Raw genomic sequence first — 3,176 nt, forward strand, 5'->3', positions numbered from 1 at the left:
GCCGGGTCACCCGCAAGGTGACCGCGCCCGCCGGTCCGGCCACGCCGGCGGAGGAGGCGGCCGTGGTGGTCGTGGCGTCGTCGCCCGCCCCCGAGCAGTCCGCCGCGGAGCCGGCAGCCGCGCCGGAGCCGGTGGCGGTCGAGGCCGCGGAGCCCGCGCCCGCCGCCTCCCCGGACGCGGCGGCCCCGGTCGCGGTCCCCGACCCGGAGGCGCCCGCCGCCCCGGAACCGGCGGAGACCGCGGAACCCGCGGAGACGGCCGGATCCGCGGAGCCTTCCGAAGAGGAGGAGACGGCCGAGGCAGCGGCCGCCCCGGCGAAGAAGACGGCCCGTAAGGCCGCCAAGAAGGCCCCGGCGAAGAAGGCCGCGGCCAAGAAGACGGCCGTGAAGAAGACGGCGGCGAAGAAGACCGCNGCCGTGAAGAAGACGGCGGCGAAGAAGACCGCCACCAAGAAGACGACCGCCAAGGCGCCGGCCGCGAAGGCCGCCGCAGCGGCGGCGGAGCGGCAGACGGCGACCGTCACGGCCACCACGGACGACTGACGGGCCACGTCGGCCGCCGTCCGTCCCGCGCGGGTCGTTACGTCCGTCCCGCGCGGGCCGTACCGCGCCGCAGGGCCGCGCCGCGACCCGGGCCCACGCCGGGCCCGGGTCCGGTTTGACCCTCCGGCCGGTAACCCCATAACCTTGCATGTCGGCGTTCGTACGCCAGGCCCCTGAGCAACGACCTCCCGGCCCGCCGGGAGAGGCCGCTCACCTCATCCGGACACCCTTCGGGGGCGTCCTGGAGCGGCTGGCATCAGGGGTTTCCGACCACGAGTGAGAGAGAGATCCGTGTACGCAGTTGTGCGCACCGGTGGCCGCCAGCAGAAGGTGGCCGTCGGCGACGTCATCGAGGTTGACCGCCTGTCCGACCGCAAGGTCGGTGACACCGTGGAGCTCTCCACTCTCCTCATCGTCGACGGTGACTCGGTCACCAGCGACCCGTGGGTGCTGGCCGGGGTGAAGGTGCGGGCCGAGGTGGTGGACCACCACAAGGGTGCCAAGATCGACATCCTGAAGTACAAGAACAAGACCGGTTACCGCAAGCGGCTCGGCCACCGCCAGCTGCACACCGCGCTGAAGATCACCGGCATCGACTCGGCCGCGAAGTAGTCGCGGGGCAAGGGACTGAAGACAGATGGCACACAAGAAGGGCGCGTCGTCCACCCGGAACGGTCGCGACTCCAACGCGCAGCGGCTCGGCGTCAAGCGCTTCGGCGGCCAGGTCGTCAACGCCGGTGAGATCATCGTCCGCCAGCGTGGCACGCACTTCCACCCGGGCGCGGGCGTCGGCCGCGGCGGCGACGACACGCTGTTCGCGCTGACGGCCGGCGCGGTGAAGTTCGGCACCCGCCGCGGCCGCAAGGTCGTGAACGTCGTCCCGGTCGCCGAGTAGCACGCCGCTCACCAGCCGCCTGGCGGCAGTCGGCGGCACCGGCCGGAGCACGGCCCGCAGCACGCACGTTCCGAGGGTGGATCGCACTTCCCGTGGCGGGAAGCGGGTCCGCCCTCGGCGCGTTGACAGGGTTGTCGGCGCTTGTCGTTCGTCGGCCCTGTCAGGCCGTCGGCGCTGCCGGCGGCATCCGCGTCACCCGCCGCCGCTCCCGGCGGCGTAACCGCCGCGCACCGGGGAACCCCGGGAGGCGCGGCGCACCACCGACCACGGGAGGCACCCGTCATGACCACCTTCGTGGACCGCGTCGAGCTGCACGTCGCCGCGGGTAACGGGGGGCACGGCTGCGCCTCCGTGCACCGTGAGAAGTTCAAGCCGCTCGGCGGCCCGGACGGCGGCAACGGCGGCCGGGGCGGCGACGTGCGGCTGGTCGTCGACCAGTCCGTCACCACGCTCCTCGACTACCACCACGGCCCGCACCGCAGGGCCGTCAACGGCAGGCCCGGCGAGGGCGGCCACCGCGCCGGCAAGGACGGCGCCGACCTGGTCCTGCCCGTGCCCGACGGCACCGTCGTGCTGGACCGGCAGGGCCGGGTGCTGGCCGACCTGGTGGGCCACGGCACGACGTACGTGGCGGCCCAGGGCGGCCGCGGCGGCCTCGGCAACGCGGCCCTGGCCTCCCCGCGCCGCAAGGCCCCCGGCTTCGCACTGCTGGGCGAGCCCGGCGGGAGCGGCGACATCGTGCTGGAGCTGAAGACCGTCGCCGACGTGGCCCTGGTCGGCTTCCCCAGCGCGGGCAAGTCCTCGCTGATCTCCGTGCTGTCGGCGGCCCGGCCGAAGATCGCCGACTACCCCTTCACCACCCTCGTGCCCAACCTCGGCGTGGTCACCGCGGGCGCCACCGTCTACACCATCGCCGACGTGCCCGGCCTCATCCCCGGCGCCAGCCAGGGCCGGGGCCTGGGCCTGGAGTTCCTGCGGCACGTCGAGCGCTGCTCGGTGCTCGTGCACGTCCTGGACACGGCGGCGCTGGAGTCCGAGCGCGACCCGCTCAGCGACCTGGACGCCATCGAGGCGGAGCTCGCGGCGTACGGCGGCCTGGAGAACCGGCCGCGTCTTGTCGCCCTCAACAAGATCGACGTCCCGGACGGCAAGGACCTGGCCGACATCATCCGGCCCGACCTGGCGGCCCGCGGCTACCAGGTGTTCGAGGTGTCCGCGGTCGCCCGTACGGGCCTGAAGGAGCTGTCGTTCGCCCTGGCCGAGCACGTGGCCGTGGCCCGCGCCGCCAGGCCCGCGCAGGAGTCGACGCGGATCGTCATCCGGCCCAGGGCCGTGGACGACGCGGGCTTCACGGTCACCGCCGAGGACGGGTTCTACCGGGTGCTGGGCGAGAAGCCCGAGCGCTGGGTGCGGCAGACCGACTTCTCCAACGACGAGGCCGTCGGCTACCTCGCCGACCGGCTCAGCCGCCTCGGCGTGGAGGAGGAGCTGACCCGCGCGGGCGCCAGGCCCGGCGACGAGGTGGTCATCGGCGGCTCCGACGACGCGGTGGTCTTCGACTGGGAGCCGACCGTCGCCGCCGGCGCCGCGATGCTGGGCCGGCGCGGCGAGGACCACCGGCTCAACGCGCCGCGTCCGGCGGCGCAGCGGCGCCGCGACCGGGACGCGGAGCGGGACGAGGCGCAGCGGGAGTACGAGGCGTTCGAGCCGTTCTAGGCCGTGTCGTTTGGATCAGGGCG

Annotated in this window: 3 protein-coding genes; all 3 read left to right on the forward strand. The window is 74.4% G+C overall.

Annotated elements, in window-relative coordinates; all coding sequences use genetic code 11:
* Nucleotides 1-833: 833 nt before the first annotated feature.
* The 3 genes from rplU (at nt 834) to obgE (ending at nt 3,153) form a co-directional block, all read left to right on the forward strand.
* Nucleotides 834-1,154 carry a 50S ribosomal protein L21 gene (rplU, locus tag RKE29_RS28890; RefSeq protein WP_312008663.1) on the forward strand — a complete coding sequence of 107 codons (321 nt, stop codon included), beginning with the start codon at nt 834-836 and terminating at the stop codon, nt 1,152-1,154.
* A 25-nt stretch (nt 1,155-1,179) separates the two neighbouring features.
* Nucleotides 1,180-1,437, forward strand: coding sequence for a 50S ribosomal protein L27 (gene rpmA, locus RKE29_RS28895; RefSeq protein ID WP_312008665.1), 258 nt, complete (start codon nt 1,180-1,182; stop codon nt 1,435-1,437).
* Nucleotides 1,438-1,719: 282 nt separating this feature from the next.
* Entirely contained in the window at nt 1,720-3,153 is a 1,434-nt protein-coding gene (obgE, locus tag RKE29_RS28900) for a GTPase ObgE (protein ID WP_312008671.1), read from the forward strand.
* Nucleotides 3,154-3,176 lie beyond the last annotated feature (23 nt).

The organism is Streptomyces sp. B1866, from assembly GCF_031932565.1.
In the GTDB taxonomy this organism is placed as follows: domain Bacteria; phylum Actinomycetota; class Actinomycetes; order Streptomycetales; family Streptomycetaceae; genus Streptomyces.

Coding starts and splice junctions, on each gene's coding strand:
- obgE (WP_312008671.1), top strand. CDS start 1,720: ATGACCACCTTCGTGGACCGCGTCGAGCTGCACGTCGCCGCGGGTAAC.
- rpmA (WP_312008665.1), top strand. CDS start 1,180: ATGGCACACAAGAAGGGCGCGTCGTCCACCCGGAACGGTCGCGACTCC.